This window comes from Gordonia jacobaea (genome assembly GCF_965344965.1).
Taxonomy (GTDB): Bacteria; Actinomycetota; Actinomycetes; order Mycobacteriales; family Mycobacteriaceae; genus Gordonia; species Gordonia jacobaea.
Genome location: NZ_CBDRLS010000002.1, coordinates 415,771 through 438,588 on the forward strand (window position 1 = coordinate 415,771; position 22,818 = coordinate 438,588).

23 protein-coding genes and 1 pseudogene are annotated in these 22,818 nt (G+C 65.4%); 10 read left to right on the forward strand and 14 right to left on the reverse strand.

Going from position 1 to position 22,818, the window contains the following annotated elements; genetic code table 11:
- Positions 1–28: 28 nt before the first annotated feature.
- Together ACRVY7_RS08040 and ACRVY7_RS08045 are read right to left on the reverse strand one after the other, a co-directional pair.
- Entirely contained in the window at positions 29–403 is a 375-nt protein-coding gene (locus ACRVY7_RS08040) for a holo-ACP synthase (protein WP_431816668.1), read from the reverse strand.
- Entirely contained in the window at positions 400–654 is a 255-nt protein-coding gene (locus ACRVY7_RS08045; RefSeq protein ID WP_431816669.1) for an acyl carrier protein, read from the reverse strand. Before ACRVY7_RS08045 ends, ACRVY7_RS08040 begins: the two co-directional genes overlap by 4 nt.
- 190 nt (positions 655–844) lie before the next feature.
- Between ACRVY7_RS08045 and ACRVY7_RS08050 the strand changes: the two are divergent.
- The 4 genes and pseudogenes from ACRVY7_RS08050 to ACRVY7_RS08065 all read left to right on the forward strand — a co-directional run.
- A pseudogene (locus tag ACRVY7_RS08050) lies at positions 845–1,069 on the forward strand (acyl-CoA dehydrogenase family protein); the annotation flags it as partial.
- 33 nt (positions 1,070–1,102) lie between these two features.
- Positions 1,103–2,002 (forward strand): acyl-CoA dehydrogenase family protein, encoded by a 900-nt coding sequence (locus tag ACRVY7_RS08055; protein ID WP_431817079.1) that lies wholly within the window; start codon positions 1,103–1,105, stop codon positions 2,000–2,002.
- 5 nt (positions 2,003–2,007) lie between these two features.
- Complete coding sequence (locus ACRVY7_RS08060; RefSeq protein WP_431816670.1) at positions 2,008–2,958, forward strand: amino acid--[acyl-carrier-protein] ligase; 951 nt, start codon at positions 2,008–2,010, stop codon at positions 2,956–2,958.
- Positions 2,955–4,787 carry a hypothetical protein gene (locus tag ACRVY7_RS08065; RefSeq protein WP_431816671.1) on the forward strand — a complete coding sequence of 611 codons (1,833 nt, stop codon included), beginning with the start codon at positions 2,955–2,957 and terminating at the stop codon, positions 4,785–4,787. Before ACRVY7_RS08060 ends, ACRVY7_RS08065 begins: the two co-directional genes overlap by 4 nt.
- Here ACRVY7_RS08065 and cds1 read toward each other — a convergent pair.
- Both cds1 and ACRVY7_RS08075 read right to left on the reverse strand, forming a co-directional pair.
- Positions 4,688–5,839: an L-cysteine desulfhydrase Cds1 gene (cds1, locus tag ACRVY7_RS08070; protein ID WP_431816672.1), complete on the reverse strand. Its 1,152-nt coding sequence runs from the start codon at positions 5,837–5,839 to the stop codon at positions 4,688–4,690. The genes ACRVY7_RS08065 and cds1 overlap by 100 nt on opposite strands.
- Positions 5,840–5,876: 37 nt before the next feature.
- Positions 5,877–6,239, reverse strand: a complete 363-nt coding sequence (locus ACRVY7_RS08075; RefSeq protein ID WP_431816673.1) for a DUF4229 domain-containing protein — start codon at positions 6,237–6,239, stop codon at positions 5,877–5,879.
- A 166-nt stretch (positions 6,240–6,405) separates the two neighbouring features.
- On the opposite strand from ACRVY7_RS08075, the gene ACRVY7_RS08080 reads away from it, so the two are divergent.
- From ACRVY7_RS08080 to ACRVY7_RS08090, 3 genes are all read left to right on the forward strand, one after another.
- Complete coding sequence (locus ACRVY7_RS08080; protein ID WP_049700793.1) at positions 6,406–6,627, forward strand: BldC family transcriptional regulator; 222 nt, start codon at positions 6,406–6,408, stop codon at positions 6,625–6,627.
- Between the two features lie 69 nt (positions 6,628–6,696).
- Entirely contained in the window at positions 6,697–6,900 is a 204-nt protein-coding gene (locus ACRVY7_RS08085) for a hypothetical protein (RefSeq protein ID WP_049700792.1), read from the forward strand.
- Positions 6,901–7,025: 125 nt separating this feature from the next.
- Entirely contained in the window at positions 7,026–7,493 is a 468-nt protein-coding gene (locus tag ACRVY7_RS08090) for a helix-turn-helix domain-containing protein (RefSeq protein ID WP_431816674.1), read from the forward strand.
- A gap of 64 nt (positions 7,494–7,557) precedes the next feature.
- Here the strand turns inward: ACRVY7_RS08090 and ccsB are convergent, their stop codons facing one another.
- The 10 genes from ccsB to ACRVY7_RS08140 form a co-directional block, all read right to left on the reverse strand.
- The gene (gene ccsB, locus ACRVY7_RS08095) at positions 7,558–8,565 is read right to left on the reverse strand and encodes a c-type cytochrome biogenesis protein CcsB (RefSeq protein WP_049700791.1); all 1,008 of its coding nucleotides are present in this window, start codon (positions 8,563–8,565) and stop codon (positions 7,558–7,560) included.
- 46 nt (positions 8,566–8,611) lie between these two features.
- Complete coding sequence (gene resB / locus ACRVY7_RS08100; RefSeq protein ID WP_431816675.1) at positions 8,612–10,273, reverse strand: cytochrome c biogenesis protein ResB; 1,662 nt, start codon at positions 10,271–10,273, stop codon at positions 8,612–8,614.
- Positions 10,274–10,286: 13 nt separating this feature from the next.
- Entirely contained in the window at positions 10,287–11,066 is a 780-nt protein-coding gene (locus tag ACRVY7_RS08105) for a cytochrome c biogenesis CcdA family protein (protein ID WP_049700789.1), read from the reverse strand.
- A gap of 5 nt (positions 11,067–11,071) precedes the next feature.
- Positions 11,072–11,677 (reverse strand): TlpA family protein disulfide reductase, encoded by a 606-nt coding sequence (locus tag ACRVY7_RS08110; RefSeq protein ID WP_049700788.1) that lies wholly within the window; start codon positions 11,675–11,677, stop codon positions 11,072–11,074.
- Between the two features lie 14 nt (positions 11,678–11,691).
- Positions 11,692–12,318 carry a histidine phosphatase family protein gene (locus tag ACRVY7_RS08115; RefSeq protein WP_049700787.1) on the reverse strand — a complete coding sequence of 209 codons (627 nt, stop codon included), beginning with the start codon at positions 12,316–12,318 and terminating at the stop codon, positions 11,692–11,694.
- Positions 12,318–13,652, reverse strand: a complete 1,335-nt coding sequence (gene hemL / locus ACRVY7_RS08120) for a glutamate-1-semialdehyde 2,1-aminomutase (RefSeq protein ID WP_431816676.1) — start codon at positions 13,650–13,652, stop codon at positions 12,318–12,320. The genes ACRVY7_RS08115 and hemL overlap by 1 nt, the downstream gene beginning before the upstream one ends.
- Before the next feature lie 713 nt (positions 13,653–14,365).
- Positions 14,366–14,755 carry an endonuclease domain-containing protein gene (locus ACRVY7_RS08125; RefSeq protein WP_431817055.1) on the reverse strand — a complete coding sequence of 130 codons (390 nt, stop codon included), beginning with the start codon at positions 14,753–14,755 and terminating at the stop codon, positions 14,366–14,368.
- A 45-nt stretch (positions 14,756–14,800) separates the two neighbouring features.
- A complete protein-coding gene (locus ACRVY7_RS08130; protein WP_431816677.1) occupies positions 14,801–15,301 on the reverse strand; it encodes a hypothetical protein in 501 nt (166 codons plus the stop codon).
- Between the two features lie 126 nt (positions 15,302–15,427).
- Positions 15,428–16,354, reverse strand: coding sequence for an SGNH/GDSL hydrolase family protein (locus tag ACRVY7_RS08135; RefSeq protein WP_431816678.1), 927 nt, complete (start codon positions 16,352–16,354; stop codon positions 15,428–15,430).
- Positions 16,351–17,853 (reverse strand): PucR family transcriptional regulator, encoded by a 1,503-nt coding sequence (locus ACRVY7_RS08140; protein ID WP_431816679.1) that lies wholly within the window; start codon positions 17,851–17,853, stop codon positions 16,351–16,353. The genes ACRVY7_RS08135 and ACRVY7_RS08140 overlap by 4 nt, the downstream gene beginning before the upstream one ends.
- A gap of 104 nt (positions 17,854–17,957) precedes the next feature.
- On the opposite strand from ACRVY7_RS08140, the gene gabT reads away from it, so the two are divergent.
- Genes gabT through ACRVY7_RS08155 form a run of 3 tightly spaced genes read left to right on the forward strand, consistent with a single transcriptional unit; the run spans position 17,958 to position 22,787 of the window.
- Positions 17,958–19,337, forward strand: coding sequence for a 4-aminobutyrate--2-oxoglutarate transaminase (gene gabT / locus ACRVY7_RS08145; protein WP_431816680.1), 1,380 nt, complete (start codon positions 17,958–17,960; stop codon positions 19,335–19,337).
- Between the two features lie 35 nt (positions 19,338–19,372).
- A complete protein-coding gene (locus tag ACRVY7_RS08150) occupies positions 19,373–21,343 on the forward strand; it encodes a primary-amine oxidase (protein WP_431816681.1) in 1,971 nt (656 codons plus the stop codon).
- Complete coding sequence (locus ACRVY7_RS08155) at positions 21,321–22,787, forward strand: NAD-dependent succinate-semialdehyde dehydrogenase (protein WP_431816682.1); 1,467 nt, start codon at positions 21,321–21,323, stop codon at positions 22,785–22,787. Before ACRVY7_RS08150 ends, ACRVY7_RS08155 begins: the two co-directional genes overlap by 23 nt.
- The last annotated feature ends 31 nt before the right edge of the window (positions 22,788–22,818 follow it).

Sequence of the window (22,818 nt, forward strand, 5' to 3'; positions counted from 1 at the left end):
GATGGTATGCGACGCGACGTGCGGTGCATCACACCCCGACGTTGGCGATAACCGTTGCCATTGCATGCGTCGACGTGTGCGACAGCGACAGCGACGGCTCGCGCCAATTCTTGCGTTCGGCGACCGCGGCCAAGCTTCCGGTCAGCCGAATACCGGGCACCGGACCGTTCATGACGACCTCGATCTCATGCAGCGGGGTCGCAGCGTCGGAGTCGATCAACGTTTTGATGACCGACTCCTTTGCAGCGAAGCGTGCCGCGAGACGCTGTGCGCGCGTGGGCCCTTCGCATCGCGCGAGCTCCGCATCGGTGAAGACGCGCCGTAGATAGCGATCGCCGAACTCCGTGATCGAGGCACTCACATCGGCGACGTCGACGAGGTCGCAGCCGACAACGAGGCTCATACTCCGGCAGTGACGAGGGTACTCAGCGCCGAGGCAAGGCTGTTCACGCTGGAGAAGGTCGACTTCTTCAGGATCTCCTCGGGAAACTCGACATCGTAAAGATCCTCGAGTCCCAACATGACGTTAACTGTCGCGTGTGACGTCAATCCCACCGTAAACAGATCGGTGTCGTCTGACACCTTTTCTGCTGCAACGGTTAGCTTGCCGTACTTGTCCAGTACACCCCGAATGTCGCTTTTGCTGATGGTCATTGTTCCCTCCCGTGCCGTACATGATCCCCACCGATGATTAGTCTGCAAAATCCTGCGTTGCAGATGCCACATCGTACTCGTATACTACAGACGCACTGAAAAATGGACCACCGGGGGAAAGACGGTCCGTGCATTTGGGGGGATTTATCATTCTGTGAATCCCACTCCGTTATCGCATTTTGGGAGGAATGTGTTGACCACAGGAGAATTGGATTCTGCATGCGCGCTGGACGCTTCGACAGTCATTGAGGTCGCCGCAGCTGCTGCCGATGATGTCGATCGCAATGGACGCTTCCCACACGAGGCCGTCGACGCACTACGTCAGAGTGGGCTCTTGTCGGCGTCCCTGCCGGTAGAGTTCGGCGGACGCGGAAGCTCGATCAGCGAACTCGCAAGAGTGACAAGACAACTCGGAGCTGCCTGCAGCTCAACCGCAATGATCTTTGCCATGCACCACTCGCAGGCACTGACGCTTCGCTTCCATGCCGCAACACCCGCAGCAGCCGATCTGGCCCGTGAAGTGGCGCGCACCGAAGCGCTCCTCGCGTCGGCGACGACCGAGATCACCACAGGTGGTGATGTTCGTTCTTCGACCTGCGCGGTCCAGACAACCGGTGATCGTGTTCATCTCGAAAAGAATGCGCCGGTCATTTCCTACGGCGAATATGCCGACTACATCTGCACCACCGCACGGCGCAACAGCGACAGTCCGCCCGGAGACCAGGTGCTCGTCGTCTGTCCGCGCGCCGAGACCGAGCTCACCAAGACGTCGGAGTGGGACACACTCGGGTTCCGCGGCACCTGCAGCCCCGGCTTCATGCTCACCGCCGACACCAGCGTCGATCACGTGATTCCTGTTGACTACTCCATCATCTCGGCGCACACCATGCAGCCGTCGTCGCACACGCTGTGGGCTGCAGCATGGCTCGGCATGGCCGACGCCGCGATAGCAAAGGCGCGCGTTGAAGTTCGTGCCGCCGCCCGTAAGACACCCGGCACGACGCCGCCGCAGGCAGCTCGACTCGCTGACCTAGTCGAACTTCACCAGCGATTCGAGAGCTCGGTTTCCGACGGCATCGCACAATATGAGGAATTTCTCGCAGCGGGACACCTCGAACCGACCATTGGATTCTCGGTCGCGATGAACAATCTCAAACTGACCGCGTCAACGGCGGTAGTCGAAATCGTCGCGGCCGCGCTGACGATCTGTGGGATCAACGGTTACCGCGAGAATCACCGGGCCTCGATGGGGCGTTTGCTTCGCGACTCATACGGGCCAGCACTCATGGTTTCCAACGACCGGATCAGGGCGAACAATTCGCAACTGGTCCTCGCACTACGGGGGTAATTCACATGACTGACCAACTCATCGTCGACCTCCCGGTCGCGCATCGCCAGTTCCGTGATCAACTGATCGCAGCGGGACATCTCATTCCCTCCGGTCTCGACGGCCTGTATGGCCGCGGCGCCGAGTACGAGGCCGCCTTCGCCGGAGTCGACCGCATCATGTGGCAGGCTGGCGTCGACGCCCACGGCGAGGAAAACATCACGCGCTTCCGGTTTCCGCCGATCTTCCCCCGGGAGGCATACGAGAAGACCGACTACATCGCGTCGTTCCCGCAACTGACCGGAGCAATCTCCACGTTCACCGGCGGTTCGTCCGAGCACCGTTCGCTACTTCTCGACCGAGAAGCCGGCCTGCCGTGGGACGGTCATCTCTCGTCCGCAGGCACCATGCTCGTCTCGGCGGCATGTCACCCGCTGTACTCGACGCTGCCGAACACGTTGCCAGAAGGTGGATCTCGCTACAACGTGCACGGATACTGCTTCCGCCACGAACCGTCCGACGACCCGCTACGCATGCAGGCCTTCCGCATGCAGGAGTTCGTCTACGTCGGCGACCCCGAGGGCGCGAAAGAACATCGCGCGACCTGGACGCGGGTGGCCCACGAGATCTTCGTCAAACTCCAACTGCTCGCCGACGACGTTCCCGCCAACGACCCGTTCTTCGGCCGTACCGGCAAGATGCTCGCGTCGAATCAGCTCGAAGAGAACCTGAAGACCGAACTGGTGGTGCGTCTGTACGGCGACCTCGACGACGGCACCGCCCTGCTGTCGTGCAACAACCACCAGGATCACTTCGGAACCGGTTTCGACATCTCCACCGCGGACGGCGAGCCTGCACACAGCGCGTGCGTCGGCATCGGCATGGACCGCATTACGTTGGCACTGTTCGCGATTCACGGAATCGACAGCGCCGACTGGCCCGCACCCGTCCGTGCCGCGCTGGCGTTGGAGAAGTGACCGAAGTCGTCTCGACGCCTGGCTTCCTCACGGATGACGGCGTCCCACTCTTCGCGGTACTGACCCTTCCCACCGACGGGTCGGTCCGCGGAGCGGTCCTGATTTGCCCGCCGTTGGGCAAAGAACACAATCACACTGCTCGCGGATTCAAGCGGTTGGCCGAGAAGTTGGCGGCGGAACGGATCGCAACGCTGCGGTTCGACTACGCGGGCACCGGCGAATCGTCGGGCTCGCAGACAGATCCCGACGCCGTCGAGCACTGGGATGCCAGCATCACCAGGTGCATGAACTACCTCAATGATCTGGGCTTTTCATCACCTGCGGTCGTCGCTCACCGGAGCGGGGTGCTGCTCGCCGCGAACAACAGCCGTGTCCGCACCACCGCGCGAGCGCTCGTGCTGTGGGACCCGGTGGTTCGTGGTCGGGTGTTCGTGAGAAGCCAGCAGATGCTCTACGCAGCGATCTCCGAAGGCCCCGAGGACGCGGGCGCGGAGCCCGAGCACCTGACTCAGCTCGCGGGGCTCTCGCTGGACAAGCAAGCCGCTCGTACCCTGTCTCGACTGACTGTCGACCCAGAGTCGGTGGTCGGATCGCGCGGAGGCAATGTCCTCGTGCTCATCGACAACGACGACACCGAGAGTCCCTTGGCGACAACGGTGATGCGTGCAGGCGGTACCCTCACACCAATCGGCGATCAGGCGTCGTTCATCGACGCCATCGACCCGTGGCTCACGAACTACCCTGCCGAACTGACCGACGTGGCCCGCTGGCTCGGCGCACGATTCGGCACTGCGACCACGACGATCGCACCGACGATCTCGCCGAGCGCTGTCGTCGGCCACGCACCGGGCGGCCGGCCCGTCGAGACCCGACTGTGCATCAGCGACGATGGCATGATCATCTGGGACACAGCGATTCTCGGATCTCACGAGACTGCCGACCGAGTGCTCGTCAGCCATCCGATCGGCCACGACATCAGCAGTGGGCCTACCCGCTTCTACGCCGAGTTGGCCTTTGATGTCGCCGCCCGCGGCGGTCGCATGATCCGATTCGACCGTCGGGGTGTCGGCGAATCCGGACAGACTGCACCGGAGGACACTTTCGCAGGCCTATTCACCGTGCCCTACGTCCGTGACGGTCTCCAGATTCTCGACGAAGTCGACCTCTCACACGCCGAGGTGGTAGCTCACGTCGGAGTGTGCGCGGGCAGTTGGATGTCGGCGCATGCGGCGATGGCGACCGCGTCGCGGCTACCCGGCGCGAAAAGCGTTGCGGTGATTGTGAATCCCAATCGATGGGATCTTCGACCCGCCGTTGCCGTTCCGCGCCTGCCGCGGTCGACGCAGGCATGGCGTGCACAAGCCGAACGCCAGCGACAACGCGTAATTGCCCGCTGCGCACGCGATCTCATTGAGGTGTCGGCGCGTGTCCGGCCGCGCTTCGCGCGGATGGCCCTCTCCCGGATTCGGGGCTTCCAGATGCCGGACGTGTTCATCGACAGCGTACAACGCGGCGGCGCGACAGTCCGTTTGGTGTTCGGACCAGGTGACCACGATCTGTTCACCCGACTCGTCGGCCCTCACTCACCGGCGCGGCGTCGGATCAAGGTCGCGGTGACGAGGAGCGAAACCGGTGATCATCCCGGATATCACACCGGAATTCGCGACGCGATGCACAGCACCTGCCTCGACGTACTCGGCCTGCCCGTCGCATCGGTCGTCGAACCCGATCAGCCCGTCCACTCCCCCGTCCGAAAAAACTCGTCGAGGACGGCGGTCGGCGGCGCGAGGTCGAAGCCTTGCGCCGCGACCCAGTCGTCGTCGAAATAGGTTGTGGCGTAACGGTCTCCGGAGTCGCACAGTAGCGAGACGACGCTGCCTGCACGGCGCTGCGCGACCATCTCCGAGATCACCTGCGCGACACCCCACATGTTGGTTCCCGTCGACGCGCCGACGCGACGCCCGAGGCGATCCGACAGATGGCGTGCGGCCGCAATCGACGCGGCGTCGGGTACGCCGATCATGCGGTCGATGACCTGCGACACGAACGACGGCTCAACGCGCGGCCGACCGATGCCCTCGATCCGCGAGCCGGTTTCCGATCGCAGCGATCCGTCGCCGGTTTCGTACGCGGGCAGGAACACCGAGTTCTCCGGGTCGACGACGGCCAGCCACGTTGGATGCCTGCGGTAGCGCAGGTAGCGGCCAAGCGTCGCCGACGTTCCGCCCGTACCGGCACCCACCACGATCCACGTGGGCACCGGATGATCCTCGGTGGCCATCTGCGCGAAGATCGACTCCGCGATGTTGTTGTTCCCACGCCAGTCGGTTGCGCGTTCGGCCATCGTGAACTGGTCGATGAAATGTCCGCCGAGTTCGCCCTCGAGCCGCAGCGCCTCGTCGTACACATCCGACGCACGCTCGACGAAGTGGCAGCGACCGCCCTCACGCTCGATCAGCGCTGTCTTGGCGGGTGACGTTCCCGACGTCATCACGGCGATGAACGGCACCCCGATCAGATGCGCGAAGTACGCCTCACTGACCGCCGTCGATCCCGACGACGCCTCGATCACCGTCGTGCCCTCGGTGATCCACCCGTTGCAGATCGCATACAGGAACAGCGAACGGGCCAGTCGATGCTTCAGCGAGCCCGTGGGGTGTGTGCTCTCGTCCTTCAGATAGAGGTCGACGCCGACCTCGGTGCCCGGAGCACCGTTGCTTCCGTCCTCGATCCAGCGCGACCATCCCGGAAGCTCGCAGCGCAGCAGATGCGTATCGGCACTGCGCCGTGCGTCGGCCTCGATCAGTCGCACGGCGTTGTCGGCCCAGCGTCGATCTGTGCGATGGTCGACGGATCGCGCCGGGTCGAGAGTCGCACTCATCGGATGTTCGGCGGGTCTAGGGGCTGGGTTTCAGGGCTCATTTGCCGTCTGCCCCACGCAGGCGGGTCTGGAGGTCGTCGTGTTTACGACGGCGCTCTGCGTCGACCGCGGCGATCTGGGTGTTGACGCGTACGCGCAGCTTCTTGAACAACACCATGCCCAACGGAAGCGCGATGAGGACACCGAACACCGCGGCTACCAACAGCGGCACGGTGACGCCCGCGAGCGCACCGATTCCCATGATGATCGCGGCCACGACCACCACCAGTAGCAGTCGCGCCACGGTGTAGAGAAGGATCGAGACGAGCAACGTTCCCATGCCCACATGGCTCTGACCTGCGATGTCTGTGTTGTCTGGTTTGTGCGTACCCGCTTGAGTGGGCTCCTGCTTGTCGGTCACATGTTCAGGATACTTGGGTGCATAATCGGTGTTTGCAGGTCACAGGCACCTTTTGACTCTCTTTACCTCGTAATGACGGTTCGAGTACCTGGGCGTTTTGCGTGTATTCATGTCTCAACGCGCAATCACCGCGCGTCTTTGGAAGAGAAACCCGAAGGGGAGAACAATGACCGCTCTCAGCCCTGGTGTAGCCACCGTCATCACCCCCGGCCTCGCAAGCCAGCACACACTGACCCCCGGCCAGGTTGCCGCGATGTTCAACGTGAACCCCAAGACCGTCGCACGGTGGGCGAGCTCGGGCATTCTCGGGTCGATTCGTACCCCCGGCGGCCATCGTCGTTTCCGCGAGGAGGACGTTGTCGCACTTCTCAATCGTCGCGTCGGATAGTCACCACGCGCCGCTGGGCTCACCGATCTCCCACACCGGGGCGCGTACCCTGGTTGATGGGAGGTTGCCATGACGTTTCTTTTGGCCATCGTCGGCTTGGCCGCGATCGGTTTTCTGTTGTGGCGCGCGTTTGGGCCCGCTCTGGCAGAACGACGTGACACGACGACGGGGAGGCCGACGTCTCGCAGCCACGGACCCGTAGGGCCCGACGACGACGCGGATTTCCTTCGCGATCTCGACAGGCGCACGCGAGGACCCAACGACGAACTGTGACGCACCCTGCACCGGGGATGCACGACGCACACCTACATGGTGTGGGTACGATTGCGGTCCGTAGCAGACACAGCGCCAGGGGGAATAGCGTCATCGACATCGACACGTCGGGCGAGTTCTGAATCATGACCACTCGCCCGGGCACGGCTCCCGACGGCGACGACAGTTTCGCCGCCAAACTGGCCGAACTGTTTGAGCATTCTCGCGATGAAGACGGCCGACGGTATACCGGTAAGCGGATCGCGGAGAAGGCCAATCAGCACGGCCACTCGTTGAGCGACGCCTACATTTCGCAGTTGCGCACAGGTAAGGCGCGTACGCCGTCGTTCAAGACAGTGGAGGCCATCGCGAGCGCCTTCGAGGTCAGCGTGACGTACTTCCTCTCGAATCCCTCCGAGGACCTCGACCGTGTGCAGCGGCAGCGCGACTACGTCGAGATGCTCGCCACTACTGAGACTCATCTGTCGGGGGTCGACCTGGCAAGCCTCTGCCCCGACACCATCGACGTCATGATCGATCTGCTCAAAATGGTTCGCGCACAGGCGTTGTCAGAGCGCAGCGCGCGGTCAACCGGTGGGCACCGTTCCGCTTAGGCGGGCTACTTCACCGCTTCGCGTAGGCGCGCGCTATTTCACCATTCCGCTTACGCGGGCTCCGTCACAGGCCGGCGTAGGAGTGCAGGCCGGAGACGACCAGGTTGATGATGAACAGGTTGAACAGCAGCGCCACGAATCCGGCGACGTTGATCCATGCCGCGGTGCTGTTGCGCCATCCGGCAGTTGCGCGGGCGTGCAGGTAGGCGGCGTAGATGATCCACGCGATGAACGAGACGGTTTCTTTCGGATCCCAGCCCCAGAAGCGGCCCCATGCCGACTCGGCCCAGATGGCGCCGAACACGATTCCCAGCCCGAAGAGCGGGAACCCGAACACCACACACTTGTAGGCCAGACGGTCGAGTGCCTCTGCGGTCGGGATGTGGGCGACAAGTCGACGCAGCCCGCCGACGACGCCACCACCGGTCTCGGAGACGTTCTCGGCCGACGCTCCCCAACGCATCTTGACCAGGTACAGAATGCTGGCGACGCCGGAGACGAGCAGCACACCCGAGCTGATCGAGATGATCGAGACGTGGATGGCCAACCAGTACGACTTGAGCGCTGGAACAACGGGCGCGGCCTGCGTGTAGAGCCACCGACCCGCAATGAACATCAGCAGGGTGACCGGGAGCAGCACGAACGCCAGTAGCGGGCGGTTGATCTGCTTACGCAGGATGACGAGCCCGGCGACCACGCACGCGGCGCAGGTCAGCGAGATGAACTCGTACATGTTGCCCCAGGGGGCGCGGTCGGTGGCGAGTCCGCGGGTGACGATCGACGCGATGTGCGCGATGAGTCCGACGAACACGACCGGATAGGCCATGTTGCCGATCTTCTCCGACAGCGTGCGCGGAGCCGGACCCTCGATCTTGCCGGGGGCGCGCTGCGTCGTCGAACCGCCTCCCGCTGCGACCAGTTCTTTGGCCGCGGTGAGCTTGCGGGAGCGTGCTCCTGCGAGTGCGGCAAGGAACATGAGCATCGCCAGGACGTAGATGGTGATCGCCGTACCGAACAGAAGGTCGGAGTAGCGCGCCAACGTTTCGTCGATCTGGTCTGTTCCGTTACCCATCGCTGGCCCTATCTCTACTGCTGCAGTCTGCTGGAAGCGTCCGCGACTACAGGCGTCGTAGTCTCCTGTTGTCGTCGGTGAGCAGGCCGCGTGCCTGCTCGTCGAAGCCCTCGCCCCAGCCGGCCTGGTCGGTGCGAGCCAGTCCGGCAATCTCTACTACCGTACGTCGTCGGTCGCCGTTGTCCGAGTCGGGCACCAGACGCGCCCAGATCCTGCGTCGTTTGACGATCAGCGAGACCACCAACCCGACCAGCATCACGATCGACGACACGAGCACCCAGGTCTGCGCCGGATCGTGCGAGACCTGGACGGAGATCCAGCGCTTGTAGCCGTCGAAGCTGACCTTGGTGCCGTCGGGGAGGCTCGCGCTCTCGCCGATCTTCAGGTTCGCCTGGGCCTCACGGTTGAGCCTGCCCTGGTGCATCATCGTGGGGTCCAGCGAGTAGGCGTTCTGCGCACGGCCGGTGTCGAGGCCGGTGTCGCCACGGTAGATGCGGATCGCGACCTGCGGGTCGTTCGGCTCCGGCGACGACGAACTGAGCAGCGTGCCGTCGTAGCTCGCCGTCGGCGCGAAGAGTCCCTCGAGGGCGATCTGATTCTTGCGGCGGGTGTCCTCGTCGGGATACAGGCCAGCCGGGGTGTCGAAGCGGGCAGCGCCCGACGACAGCATGGTCTGCATCACCTCGGGGATGAACAGGGCGGTCTGCGTGCGCTTCTCCCCGTTCGGGAAGGTCACCGTGAAGGTCGGCGCGAAGCCGTTGCCCAGCACGTACACGCGATCGCCCGAGACGCGCAGCGGATCGTTGACGCGCACAGAGCGCTCCTGCCACTGCGACGACGGTGTGCGCGGGTCGGTGGTGTAGCGGATCTTTGCGTCGTACATCGACGGCTGACCGTTGGGGAGGAAGGTCGCGGAGAAGTCGTCGACGCGGATGCAGAACGGTGAGAGGTTGGTGCCGTCGACCAGCGCGCCCGCACGGAACGAGTCGTAGACCGCCGTCGACGTGTTGCACAATCCCTGCTCGCCGTCGGCGACGAGACTGCGCGTGCCCTCGTAGCCGTACACCTTGCCCACCGCGATGGAGACGAGCAGCGCCAGCAGCGCGAAGTGGAAGACCAGGTTGCCGAGTTCGCGCAGGTATCCCTTCTCGGCCGACACTTCGACGCAGCCGTCCGGATATGCCTTCGACGGCTCGCGCACGGTGATCTCGCGTCGCCAGCCACGCAAGTTGCCCGAGATGCGCTCGGCGAGTTCGGCGGGCTCGCCGTCGACCGTCTCGGTGATGTGTCGCGGCATGCGCGACAGATTGCGAGGTGCGGCAACGGGTTTGGCCCGAAGACTCTTGGCGTGCTCGATGATGCGCGGGGTGAGGCAGCCGACCAGCGAGATGAACAGCAGAACGTAAATGGCCGTGAACCACGCGCTCTTGAAGACGTCGAAGAGCTGGATCTTGTCCATCCACTCCCCGAGCCAGCCGTGGTCGGAGATGTACTGAAGCGTCTTCTGCTCGTTGAGTTCTCGCTGAGGCAGCAGTGCACCGGGGATCGCGGCGAGCGCGAGCAGGAACAACAACACCAACGCGGTACGCATCGACGTGAGGCTGCGCCAGAGATTGCGCAGCGGCCACAGCACCCGACGCTTGACCCAGTGCGGACGCTGCGGGGCCTGCGGCGCGGGGGTGGACGGTCGGTCGATGGTCTGTGTCATGTTCGCCCTGCTTCTATACCGGAAGCTCGGTGTCGGAGATGAAAGCGTCGCGGACCCACACGATGAACTGGTCCCACAAGCCGGTGACGAGAGCCACTCCGACCGCGATCAGCATGATGCCGCCGACAATCTGGATGAGTCGGGCGTGCGTGCGCAACCAGCCGAGGCTGCGCAGTGCCCACGCGGACGAGAACGCGAGAATGACGAACGGGATGCCGAGGCCTGCGCAGTACGCGATGATCAGCGCGACGCCCTTCGCAGCTGTCGCGCCCTGCGTGCCACTCGCGGTGGCGATGACCGCGGCGAGTGTGGGACCGAGGCACGGGGTCCAGCCGAGCGCGAAGACCGCGCCGAGCAGTGGGGCTCCGACGATGTTGGAGACGTTGCGCGGCGCGAAGCGGAACTCGCGCTGCATCATCGGGACGAGTCCGATAAAGACGAGGCCCATCACGATCGTCACCACCCCGCCGATGCGTTGCAGCACATCATGATTGACGATCACGGTGCTCGTGATGCCGAGGACCGTCGCCGTCGCGGCAACGAAGACCACCGTGAAGCCGAGGACGAACAACGCTGCCGCGATCGCCACCCGTGAGCGTCCGCGCTTGGGTGACTCACCGACCGTCACCGCGGGCGCCTCCGCCCCGACGAGGCCTGCGAGGTACGAAAGGTAGCCGGGGACAAGCGGCACCACGCACGGGGACGCGAAGGAGACGAGACCGGCGATCACGCACGCGGCAAGCGCCAACAGCAGCGGGCCGCTGGTGACCGTGTCGGCGAAAGTTTGTCCCATTCCGCTCACGGCTGCTTTCCGGAGTCTTCCGCGGCGATCTTCTTCACCATCGCGTCGAGTTCGTCGGCGCTGACCGTGCGCAGGTAGACCGCGGCCGGACGGTGCTGCCGGTCGAGGACGACGGTCGTCGGGACGACCGAGGTGGGTGTGGTCATCGAGGCGAGCGTCGCGCCGTCGAAGTCGTAGATCGAGGGGTACCCGACCTTGCGGTCGGCGACGAAGTCTTTGGCCGACTGTCGGTCGTCGCGCAGGTTGATGCCGACGAAGGCGACGCCGTTGTCCTTGTTCTGGTCGTAGACGGTCTCGAGGTCGTCGGCCTCTGCGCGACACGGAGCGCACCACGAGCCCCACACGTTGACCACCGTGACCTTGCCTGCGAAGTCCTTGTCGACGTCGATCTGCTTGTCGGTCACGAGGTCGGGGCCGATGAGGTCGGCGATCGGCTTGCGCTCGGATTCGGGGTAGGTGATCGTCGTCTGTCCCCCCGGCGACACGAATTGGAAGGTGTCGCCCTGCGCCACGGCGTCATTACCTCCGCTGCAGCCGCTGAGCAGCACGCCGAGCGCGGTCAGCACGGCGAACAGAGCTGCGGTGAAGGTCTTACTGCGCATGTGTCGAATCCGGCTCATGCCCCGGTGGCGAGCGGGTCGGAATGCCCGGCGGGTTCGGAGTAGATGATGTCGACGAGAGCGTCGTCGTCGTAGATGAGGCTGGTCAGCGAGGCCAGTGAGCATTGCCGACGTCGGGGGTCGTGCCAGAGACGCTGGCCCTCGAGGAAGCGTCGAAGGGTGTAGACGGGCAATTGGTGGCTGACGCAGACGGCCTCGTGGCCGCGAGCGGCGTCGCGCGCCTTGTTGGCGGCCGCGAGCATGCGGTGCGCGAGTTGGATGTAGGGCTCGCCCCACGACGGGGTGAACGGGTCGCGCAGCTTGACCCAGTGTCGGGGCTTGCTCAGCGCGCCGTCGCCGACGGAGACCTTGAGGCCCTCGAAGACGTTCTCGGCCTCGATGAGTTGATCGTTGGTGAAGATCGGCAGTCCGTGTGCTGCGGCGATCGGAGTGGCGGTCTCCTGTGCACGCTGCAGTGGGGAGGCGAAGACCGCGGTGATGTCGTGGTCGGCGAGCGTACCCGCGACCTTCTCCGCCTGAGCGCGGCCGGTCGTCGACAGGCGGAATCCGGGCAAACGGCCGTAGAGGATGCCGTCCGGGTTGTGCACCTCTCCGTGGCGCATCATGTGGACGATCGTGTGCATCAGTCGGACTCCCCCGATTGCGTGGCGTGCGCTGCAGCGCGGGCTGCGGCCGGCAGCGCGTCAGCGATTCGACCAAAAGCATCCTCGTCCAGCGCCGCAGAGACAAACCAGGCTTCGAATGCACTGGGCGGCGCGTACACGCCCGCGTCGAGCAGCGCGTGGAAGAAGGGCGCGAAACGCCAGGTCTCGGTGTTTTTGACCGCGGCATAGTCGGTGATGGGCGTCGCGGGGTCGGAGGTGAAGAACACACTGAGCAGGTTGCCCGCCATCTGCACCCGGTGGCCGACGCCCGCGTCAGTGAGCGCCTCGGTGAACAGCGCGGCCAGCTTGTTGGCGTTGGCGTCGAGTGCGGTGTAGACGTCGGCGTCGGCGTGGCGGAGCGTCGCGAGTCCTGCGGCGACGGCGACAGGGTTACCGCTCAGCGTGCCCGCCTGATAGACGGGCCCGGTGGGTGCGAGGTTCTCCATGATGTCGGTGCGACCGCCGAACGCCGCAGCAGGCAGTCCGCCGCTCATCACCTTGCCGAAGGTGTAGAGGTCGGCGGCAACGCCTTCGAGGCCGTACCAGCCTGCGGGGCTGACACGGAAACCGGTCATGACCTCGTCGATGATGAAGAGCGCTCCGTGGCGTCTGGTGAGATCGCGCAGGCCCGCATTGAAACCGTCGACAGGGGCGACCGCGCCCATGTTGCCGGCCGCGGCCTCAGTGATCACGGCTGCGATCTCGTCTCCGTAGGTGGCGAACGCTTCGGCTACGGCGTCGAGATTGTTGTAGGGCAGGACGATCGTGTCGTGTGCCGCAGCACCCGTGACGCCGGGCGTCGTCGGGAGGCCGAGCGTCGCGATACCGGAGCCGGCGTCGGCGAGCAGAGCGTCGACGTGACCGTGGTAGCAGCCGGAGAACTTGATGATCTTCGAGCGTCCGGTTGCGCCGCGCGCGAGGCGGATCGCCGACATCGTGGCCTCGGTGCCCGAGTTGACCAAGCGGACACGCTCGACCGGGTCGACGCGGTCGATGATCTCTTCGGCGAGTTCGATCTCGCCCTCTGTCGGCGCACCGAAGGAAAGTCCGTGCGCTGCTGTCTTCTGCACGGCCTCCACGACCGCGGGGTGCGCGTGGCCGAGGATCATCGGCCCCCAGGAGGAGACGAGATCGACGTAGTCGTTGCCATCGACATCCGTGAGATGGCAACCCTGCGCCGAGGCGATGAATCGCGGAGTGCCGCCGACCGCCGAGAACGCGCGCACGGGCGAATTGACCCCACCGGGCGTCGCATCCTGGGCCCGACGGAACAATTCAGCGGAACGGGCTGCGACCTCAGCGGAACTCCTCACGGCCTACAGTGTTCCAAACCGCAACGATCGGCGACAATTCGCCCTGGTCAGGCCGCGCTGGCACTCGGATAGCGGCTGCAATCGCGCGCCGCCGTGTTGGAGAAACTTGCCGAGGCGCGGGCGCGCCAGCGCGGGGAACTGCGTACACAATTCGGTCGTCAGCGCGAGGCCACGACAATAATTGTCTCGGCGTCCCGCTGACGTCACAGTTGTGTACACGCCCTCGACCCGCAGCTGCCGGTTCTGCAGGAGACGTGCCAATTCCGCGCGGCGGGCGCGGCAGCGCGGAGATCCGTCGGGCGCGCCAGCGCGGATACCCGTTGGGCGCGCAGCTGGCGTCGCGGGCGCGGGAATTACGGCCGCGCCGCGGGAGGACGGCGAACTACGTACACAATCCGGTCGTCAGCGCGAGGCCACGACAATAATTGTCTCGGCGCCCCGCTGACGTCACAGTTGTGTACGCAGCACTCGACCGGCGGCTGCCGGTTCTGCCAAGGGATGTGTCGGGGCTGCACCGCGCGGCCGCCGGCGGGCGCGGCAGCGCGAAGCCGCAGGCGCGCCAGCGCCGAGCCGCAGGCGCGGGGATCACGGGCGCGGCGCGGGAGCACGGCAAACTACGTACACAATCCGGTCGTCAGCGCGAGGCCGCGACAATAATTGTCTCGGCGCCCCGCTGACGTCACAGTTGTGTACGGACCCGGCCTGCGCGGGGTTCAGCATCCCGTGAAGTCGGGATCGTCCCAGTAGCCGAGGGCGTGATCGGCGCCGGAGTCGGCCGCCTGGCGCGTAAGCTCGGGCGGCTCGGCCAGCGATTTGAGGTGATCGCGTCGGCGGATCATCGCGAGAAGCGTGTCGACCACTTCGTCCCACGTGAACATCAGCCGCTTGTACGAGATCCGCCATGGGATGTAGCCGAGGCGGTGAGCGGTCTCGTCTCGGACCCGGTCCTTCTCGCGTTGCTCCGGCGATTTGTCGTGGTAGGCGACGCTGTCGACCTCGACGATCAGCCTCTTTCCGATCAAGAAGTCGACCCTGCCGATCCCGGGAATCTCCACCTGAGTCTCGAACGCGATCCCCAGCGTTGTCAGGCGGAACCCGAAGATGGACTCGGCCCCGGAGTCGAGGCAGTCGACGCACCGGTCGAGGAGTCACCGGATTCGGACGGGCATCGACGAGAACAACGCCTGTAGGTCGGTGAACTCGAGCAGCCCCTGATGCAGCACGGAATCGCACGCGGCGACGATGCCCTCGTCGCCGAGGCAACGGACCGCGTACTGCAGCGCTGTGGCCACGTCATCGAGCGGGTAGACCTCCCGCGACGCCCGTCCGTAGCGAGTACACGCGTGATGTGTGCCGGCAGATCCGCGCGCGGCGACGTTGCGACCGCGCACGTGGACGAGGTCGCCGTACGGGGCAACCCACACGCCGTGCAGATCGAGTGCGCTGGCACAGGTGCAGACTCCGCCCGCGCTCACCGCCGAGACGACCGTCGGGTCCGCGTACGAGGTGGCGTACCAGCCTCGACGCAGTAGGCGCAGGTCTCCGGCGTCGACCATTCGCCGTACCTGCGCCTGGCTGAAGTCGCGGCGGGTCAGCTCAGCCCAGGAGAAGACGCCGCGCCACTGGTCGCTGTGCTCGAGTCCGGTCACGAACCACAGCGTCTCGCGCGGATCGCTGCGAACCAGCGGTGAAGGCGGCGAGATGGGCGATGCTGTGGATACGCGGCGGGCTGTGCATTGAACCTAGAGGTCCTGTGCCGCCAGCCTTCGGTGTGTTCACCGGCCAAGCGCGGCGCCCACCTGGTCGGCGATGGCGCGCTGGCCGTCGACGTTGGGGTGCACCTTCACCGGGGCCGACGACCCGACTTGCGGTTCTATCCAGCGCACGCCCTCAGGCTGGCAGGCGTCGTGACCTTCCGAGACCGTCGACATGTCGACGAACGTCGCGCCGGTCTCGGTGGCTGCGCGCGCGACCGCGCGGTTGAGCGTCGCCTGCAGTTCGCGGATGTACGCGACGTCGCCCGCGGCAATGCGCATCGTCGGATAGCAGCCGGTCGTATCGGGCAGAATCCACGGATACCCGACGACGACCACGCGTGCGTTCGGGGCGCGGTCGGCGACGGCGTTCAGCGCTTTCACCAGCGCCGGATAGGTGCTCGACTGCACCCTGCGCACAAAGCTGTCGCCGTACTGGGCGCGACACGGCGCCCCGGTCGGGTCGTCGGCGGCCACCTCACCGCAGTCGGCGATGGTTCCGGAGAAGATGTCACCGTCGTTGCCGCCGATCATGAGCGTCACGATCCGCGTTCCCTCCCCGAGCGCGTCGAGCTGCGGATCGACGCCAAAGTATTGTGCCGCAAAGAAATCCGACGTCGTCGCACCCGCGCAACTGACATCGTCGAGGGCAAGTCCACGTCGTTGCGCAAGCACGTGTGCGAAGTTCGACGATGACCGTTGGCACTGCACCGGCGAATCCTCGACGAGCGGACGCACCCCCGTTCCCGCGCTGTAGCTGTCGCCGAGGTTGACGTACGCGGCGCTGACGGTTGTTCCGCTGCTGCCGGTTGTTCCCGTGCCGGCGGACGTCCCCGCGCTCGCGGTCGTCCCGGAACTTTCCGCCGAATTCGAGCCGCCGTCGGTGCACGCCGTCTCCAACAGCAGCGTCGCGAGGACCACGAGAAGCCAAGGGCGGCGGGAGTTCACGCGCTCTCGCTCAGCAGTGTCAGCAGCAGTTCGGCGCGGGTGCGGGCGTCGGAAAGGTCGACGGCAAGCATGTCCTCGACCCGCTCGATACGGCCGCGCAATGTATGCCGGTGCACGCCGAGCGCACTCGCCGCGGCACCCCAGTTGCCGTTGGCTTCGAGGTAGGCCAGCAGGCTCTGCTGGAGATGTCCGGCGTTCGCGGCGTCGTATGCGACGAGCGGTGCGATGCGCTCGGTGTAGCTGTCGCGCAACACCTCTCGCACGGTGTCGCTGGCGAGTAGTGAGCGTAGGTCGTAGAGGTCGAGGAGCTGCCCCGCAGCCGCCGAACGACACGAGAGGCGAGCCTGCCGTACCGAGTCTGCGACGTCTTCGACCGGAACCGCGGGCCCCAGCCCGCCGCGGACTGTTCCTGTCGCACTGAGCATTCCGAGTAGACCGGTGGCGAATTGGATGTGATCGTCGCCGCGGATCAGGCCGACGAGTTCGTTGTCGCGACGGTGCACGAACACCGGTCGCCACCGACGCTCGAACTCGACGGCGAGGCGTCGAGCACCGTGTTGTGCGTCGTCGACACTCTCGAAACGGAACACCACCGCGCGTACCCGACCCTCGGGATCGGCTGCCCGAAGCAGCATCTCGCGCGACCGCTCCCCGACGTGGCGGTCCATGGCGAGCGCGAGCACTTCTCCCTGCAGTTCGCCGACGTCGCGTCGAACCTCTTGCGGCTTGGCATATTCGATGACGAGCAGCGAGACGGCGTGGCCGATCAGCATGCGGCCGACGTCGTCGAGTGGGCTCGAACCGATGACGCCGAGATGTCCGAACGTCGTTGCCCCCGAACCGACTCGCGCGACGGTGAGCACCGAATCATCGGTCACGCGGACGGCACCCGCGGATGCGGGGTCGCGCATCACTATCGCGCGAAGCTGTTCGAGTTCAACGGCATTCGCCTGTCCGGGAGCTTCGGCAACCGGGGAGTGCCCGGCGTCGAGCAGGATCACCCGCTGGCCCACCGCATCAGCGAGCTCCCGTACGAGTCCCTTCGACCCCGATACCGTTGCAGCCCTTGTCATGCGAGGTTGCGCACGCGTCGCGGACACCAACCGCGCCGACCGCTGCGCGGCGATCTGATCGAGGACTGCCCGCGTGATGGCCGAGAACGGTATCGCGAGCGGAACCTCGAACAGCGGGAGACCGAACTCGTCGGCGGCCGCGAGCAGGCCGTCGGGCACCTCGTCGAATCCGAGACCGACACCGAACCCGATCGCGGCGGCACCGACGGCGTTGAGGCTGCGTACGAACTCGCGCTGGGCGGCAGCGTCGTCGGCGTTCAGTCGCATGCCGGTGGTCAACAGCACCTCGCCGCCCTGCAACCAGTCGGCGGTGCTCACGAGTTCGGAGCTCACCGCGCAGTCGAGGTCGCGGTCGAGGCCCTCTGCCCCGGCGCGCAGCGAGAGTTCGAGTCGACGCTGGGCCATCAGCCATCGAACGGTGGTCACCCACCCACCGTAACCGTCGACTGGACATTGTGGCAGTGCGACGCCGAAAGGCTGTACAACTTGTCAGGTCCGCAGGTGGGGCTGGCAGGCGAACACTGGTGTCCATGACCACAGCAACCGACATTGTCTACCGGCTGCCCCAGGAGCGGAAGCTGGTCAGCGAACTGCCCGGCCCACGCTCGATGGAGATCGGGCAACGCCGACTCGGTGCCGTCGCCGCGGGCGTCGGCTCCAGCGTTCCCGTCTTCGCGGCCGACGCCGACGGCGGAGTGATCGTCGACGTCGACGGCAACTCGCTGATCGACCTCGGCTCCGGCATCGCCGTCACATCCGTCGGCGCGAGCAACTCGGCCGTCGCGGCGGCCGTCGCCGAGCAGGCAGCGCACTTCACGCACACCTGCTTCATGGTGACGCCGTATGAGGGCTACGTGGCCGTCGCCGAGAAGCTCAACGAGATCACCCCCGGTGACTTCGAGAAGCGCACCGTGCTGTTCAACTCGGGCGCCGAGGCCGTCGAGAACGCGGTCAAGATTGCCCGCCTCTCGACACGACGCAACGCTGTCATCGCCTTCGATCACGCCTACCACGGGCGCACCAACCTGACGATGGCGATGACGGCCAAGAGCATGCCGTACAAGCGCAACTTCGGTCCGTTCGCGCCCGAGGTGTACCGGATGCCGATGAGCTATCCGTACCGCGACGAACTCGGCAGCGACGGCGTGGCCGCGGCCAAGCGCGCGATCTCGATGATCGAGAAGCAGGTCGGCGCAGAGACCACCGCCGCGATCGTCATCGAACCGATCCAGGGCGAGGGCGGATTCATCGTTCCCGCACCGGGATTCCTCTCGACGCTGGCCGAGTGGTGCACCATGCACCGCGTGCTGTTCATCGCCGACGAGGTGCAAGCCGGATTCGCCCGTACCGGAACATGGTTCGCGTGTGAGCAGGAGGGCGTCACGCCCGATCTCATCACGATGGCCAAGGGCATCGCCGGCGGAATGCCGCTGTCTGCGGTGACCGGTCGCGCCGACATCATGGACACGGTGCACGGCGGCGGACTCGGCGGCACCTACGGCGGCAATCCCGTTGCGTGCGCTGCGGCGCTGGCAGCCATCGACCAGATGGAATCGCTCGACCTGTGCGGCCGTGCGCGGCACATCGAAACCATCATCACCGAGACGCTCTCGGCCACCAAGGACGAACTCGACGGTGCGGGCCTGCCCGTGATCGGCGACATCCGCGGTCGCGGCGCGATGATGGCCGTCGAATTGGTCACGCCTGCCGAAGACGGAACGGCGCCTCGCGAACCCAACCCCGACCTCACCGCCGCGGTGGCCAAAGCGGCGCTCGCCCAGGGCGTCGTCGCGTTGACCTGCGGCACCTACGGCAACGTGCTACGTCTGTTGCCACCGCTGGTCATCGGCGACGACCTGCTGCGCGATGGCCTGGCGGTGCTGTGCCAGGCACTCAAGGACAACGCCTGACCTGCTAGTTCGTTGCCAGATCACTAAGGAGAGTCGTGTCCCCGCATCCCCTGGACCAACCGCATCCCCTCGATCCGCTGACCGCCGACGAATTCCGTTCCGTCACAGCCCTACTCGGTAGCGAGCAGGGCGTCGGCGACGGTTGGCGCTATGCGTCAATCGAACTCGCGGAGCCGACCAAGACCGAACTCGCCGCATTCGACGCCGACGGCACGCTTCCACCGCGTCGAGCGGTGGTCGTCTGCTTCAACACAGGAGAGAACACGACGTACAAGTCGTTCGTGTCGATCTCGGGTGGCAGCGTCGACTCGTTCGAGCTGATTCCCGACGTCCAGGCGAACTTCACCGTCGACGAGTTCGAGGAATGCGACCGCGTCCTGCGCGCGCACCCCGACGTCCAGGCGGCGCTGGCTCGACGCGGGATCACCGATCTGGACGGCGTTTTCATGGATACGTGGACCTATGGTGGCGCGGTCATCCCCGACGAGTACCGCGGTCGACGCCTCGGCTGGTCGGACACCTGGGTGCGCAACAGTGAGGGCTCCAACCCGTATGCGAACCCGGTGTCGGGGCTGCACTGTGTGATCGACGTGAACACGATGGAACTGTTGCGCATCGAGGACACCGGCGGATTCGACCAGCCGGAAGTGATGGGCGAGTACGTTCCGCGCCATATCCCACAACGCATTCGGGACACATTCAACCGACCCGAGCTCAAGCCACTGGAGATCACCCAGCCCGACGGACCGTCGTTCACGCTCGACGGCAATCAGCTCACGTGGCAGAAGTGGTCGCTGCGTGTGGGTTTCAACTACCGCGAGGGCATGACCCTGCACACCGTCACCTACGACGACGGCGGGAACGTGCGCAAGATCGCGCATCGTCTCTCCTTCGCCGAGATGGTCGTCCCCTACCGTGATCCGAGCGAAGACCATTACCGCCGTACGGCTTTCGACATCGGCGAGTGGGGCCTCGGCTTCATGACGACGTCGCTCGAGCTGGGTTGCGACTGCCTCGGCGAGATCCGATACCTCGACGCCACGCTGCACAACAGTGCGGGTGAGCCGTACACCATCACGAACGCGATCTGCATCCACGAGGAAGACAACGCCGTGCTGTGGAAGCACGTCGATCACGACGCGGGCGCAGAGGTGCGTCGTATGCGTCGGTTGACGGTGAGTTTCCATGTCACAGTTGCCAATTACGAGTACCTCGTCTACTGGCGCTTCTATCAGGACGGCAACATCGAGTGCGAGGTACGCGCCACCGGCATCATGGTGACCACACCGATGCCTCCGGGAGTGACGTCGAATCCGCACGGCACGACGGTCGACAACCGCACGTACGCTCCGTTCCACCAGCATTTCCTCGTTGCGCGAATGGATCTCGACATCGACGGCTCCGACAACACGGTGTACGCCAGCGAGACTCTCGTCGAGCCGGTGGGTCCCGACAATCCGCTCGGTCTCGGTCTGGTGCAACAGAACACGCCGCTGCTCACCGAGTCGGAGGGCATGCAGGACCCCAACTTCGCGACGCAGAAATCGTGGAAGATCGCCAATCCCAACAAGACAACAGCGTTGGGCCTGAATCCCGCGTACAAGCTGGTTCCGACAGGCGCGTTCCCGGCGATGTTCGACCCCGCGTCGCCGATCTTCCAGCGCGCAACCGTCATGGGACACTCCCTCTGGGTGACCCCGAACCATCCCGACGAGCGTTGGCCTGCAGGCGAATTCGTCAATCAGTCCGAGCGCGACACCGGACTCGGCGAGTGGACCAAGGCAAATCGACCGATCGAGAACACCGACGTCGTGCTGTGGTACACGTTCGGAATCCATCACATCACCCGCCCGGAGGATTGGCCGGTGATGCCGGCCGACACGGTGTCGTTCTGGCTCAAGCCATTCGGCTTCTTCGATCGCAACCCCTCTCTCGACGTCGAGGCATCGCCCCCGACTCACTGCCATCACGAAGGGAACTCGCATGACCAGCACCCAGGTGCTTGACCCGCAGGCCGTACTCGACGGAATACCTACCGGCCTCTGGATCGACGGCAAGGAGGTCAAGGCCAAGGGCGGCAAGACATTCGACGTCATCAATCCGGCCACCGAAGAGACGCTGACCGCAGTTGCCGACGCCAGCGTCGACGACGCCGTGTACGCACTCGACCGCGCTGTCGCCGTCGCGGATTCATGGGCAGCGACGCCTGCACGCGAGCGTGGCGAGATCCTGCGTAGCGCTTTCGAATTGGTCGCCGGCCGGGCCGACAGCCTTGCCATGCTCATGACGCTCGAACTGGGTCGCGCACTGCCGGATAGCCTTTCGGAGACCAAGTACGGCAACGAGTTCCTGCGCTGGTTCGCCGAAGAGGCCGTCCGGATCGACGGTCGCTGCACGCAGTCACCGGCGGGCACCGGTCGAATCCTGGTGAGCCACGGTCCTATTGGGCCGTCGCTCGCGATCACGCCGTGGAACTTCCCGCTGGCGATGGGCACGCGCAAGATCGGCCCGGCATTGGCTGCTGGCAACGTCATGCTGGTCAAGCCCGCCCACGAGACACCGCTGACCATGCTGGCACTGGCCGAGATCTTTGCCGAAGCAGGACTACCCGCGGGCGTGTTGTCGGTGCTGCCGACCACTGACGCACGCGGCGTCGCGTCGGCCATCATCACCGATGACCGGATCCGCAAGATCAGCTTCACTGGTTCGACACCGGTGGGTCGAAATCTCATGGAACAGGCCGCGGAGCGGGTGCAGCGGACGTCGATGGAGCTCGGCGGCAACGCACCGTTCGTCGTCTTCGACGACGCTGACATCGACAAGGCTGTCGAGGGCGCGTTTCTCGCGAAGATGCGCAACGGCGGCGAGGCATGCACCGCGGCGAACCGCTTCCTGGTGCAGTCCGGGGTCGCCGAAGAGTTCACCGACAAGCTGATCGAGAAGATGTCGGCGGTACGACTCGGACCCGGCTACGAGGAAGGCGTGACGCTCGGACCGCTCGTGACCGCAGCGCAGCGCGACAAGGTCGCCGCAGCGGTGGAAAGTGCTGTCGCACATGGTGGTCGGGTTCGCCTTGGCGGTAAGGCTCCCGAGGGGAAGGGATACTTCTACCCCGCGACCGTGATCGATCAGGTCGACGCGTACGCGCCGGTCACCCGCGACGAGATCTTCGGCCCCGTCGCGGTGATCAGCACCTTCGACTCCGAGGACGAGGCGATCGCCGCAGCGAACTCGACCGTGTACGGCCTCGCCGGCTACTTCTTCACCCGCGACCTCGACCGCAGCATGCGCGTCGCGTCGAAGCTCGACGTCGGGATGGTCGGGGTCAACCGCGGCGTGATCTCCGACGTCGCAGCACCCTTCGGCGGCGTGAAGCAATCGGGCATCGGCCGCGAGGGCGGCTCCGAGGGCATCGACGAGTACCTGACCACCAAGTACGTCGCGCTCTGAGGTCGACTGGGCGCTCGAGCCCGTCGACTGG